1 protein-coding gene and 2 pseudogenes are annotated in these 1407 nt (G+C 35.9%); 2 read left to right on the top strand and 1 reads right to left on the bottom strand.

The window, feature by feature from the left end; translation table 11 throughout:
- Positions 1 to 224 precede the first annotated feature (224 nt).
- Positions 225 to 494, top strand: a pseudogene (locus Xkoz_RS19090) (primase-helicase zinc-binding domain-containing protein); the annotation flags it as partial.
- Between the two features lie 152 nt (positions 495 to 646).
- Positions 647 to 1111, top strand: coding sequence for a hypothetical protein (locus tag Xkoz_RS19085; protein ID WP_099143506.1), 465 nt, complete (start codon positions 647 to 649; stop codon positions 1109 to 1111).
- Positions 1112 to 1241: 130 nt separating this feature from the next.
- Here Xkoz_RS19085 and Xkoz_RS23650 read toward each other — a convergent pair.
- Positions 1242 to 1407: pseudogene (locus Xkoz_RS23650) on the bottom strand (ISAs1 family transposase); the annotation flags it as partial.

The following is a 1407-nucleotide window of genomic DNA, read 5'->3' as shown; positions in this document are numbered from 1 at the left end:
TTACCTCGTATTTTGTATAAGGATTCGACACCCATATAGCAAAGTCGGTAACTCTCAACCTTTCAAGGTTCAGTGTCAGATCACGTCGTGACTAATACACATTAAGCAAGGTAAAAATGATGGCTGATACACAGCATACCCAAACTCGCCCTAAACTTACAGTTCAAAAAACATCGGGTAACCAAAAATCGTTCGACCTGATCCAGACCGTAAAAACCTCCGCCATGTATTCTTGGGCAAATCTGCTGCCTGCCTGTGGCATTGCTATTCCGGCAAAAGGAAAACATGGTGCCTGCCCTGTTTGCGGCGGTACTGACCGTTTCCACTTTATTGACGATCACCACCACGGCAACTGGCATTGCCGCCAGTGTGACGTCCCAAACTATGGCGATGGACTGGATTTAGTGGCAAAAACCAAAGGGATCTCGATTCTTGAAGCAGCAAAAGTTGTCGCTAATGTACTGGCGCTACCTTTACCCGAACCCCAGCCAGCCGGTCAGTCATCGGATTACTGATTATAACACCAATGCAGATAGTTTATCTGATCAACTTATGTGAATTATATTGATTTGTTATAATTTATAATGTATTGTTTTTAATAAGGTGGGGATGAAAGTTATTTGTTAAAAGGAACACTATAGACTTAATGAAAAAAGGTAATTGTAAAAAATCAATTTTTGCCAGAGTAAATGACCCTTCTAAATCAAAGGGATTAGATATTTTTAGGAAAGAAATTGTCTTTTTAAATTTATTTCTTATATATATTTTCTCTATGGCTATATTTGATATTGGTGATCCTATTTTTGAATGCATAGACTACATTATTGCGATAGTGTTGTTGGTTTGTTTCATTAGCATGATTGTTAAAGTGGTTAATGAATTTCACTTTTTAAAAGGGGAATGTGAAAATGGAAATTTTGCTTTTCTAAATGAAAAAGCAGTTTTTTCATTTAAATTATTCGCATTTTTAATTTTGATTGCAGGAGTTATAATTATTTTTTTTGTATATACATACTTGTCAGGAATTATTAAATATGACTTCTCATTAAAGTTGTTCTTTTTTATTTTTTATAGTGTAATTGTGTATTTAATTATGAAAATTCTCAACTAAACTAAATAAGGAATATTTATTATGCGCGAATTAACAATTCAAGAATTTGATTTAGTTTCTGGTGCTGGTGATAAAGATCCTAGTTTCACAAATCAGGTAGCAGGAGCAGTCAGGGCAAGAGCGTGAATGTTCACTTCTTGCCTAACGCCTTAAATCCTGCGACTAAGACCTTATCCAAATAGTTAATATCCATACTTGCAAACCGCCTTTTTCGGCGAATGCTGGCTTTTTTGGTTGTTTCTGCCCGCAACATATTGACACTCATGTGACGCATACATCCCAATATTTCAGCCGAT

Source organism: Xenorhabdus kozodoii, from assembly GCF_002632875.1.
GTDB classification, from domain to species: Bacteria; Pseudomonadota; Gammaproteobacteria; order Enterobacterales; family Enterobacteriaceae; genus Xenorhabdus; species Xenorhabdus kozodoii.
The sequence above is the reverse complement of the archived record's forward strand: the minus strand, read 5'-3'. Positions and strand labels throughout refer to the sequence as shown.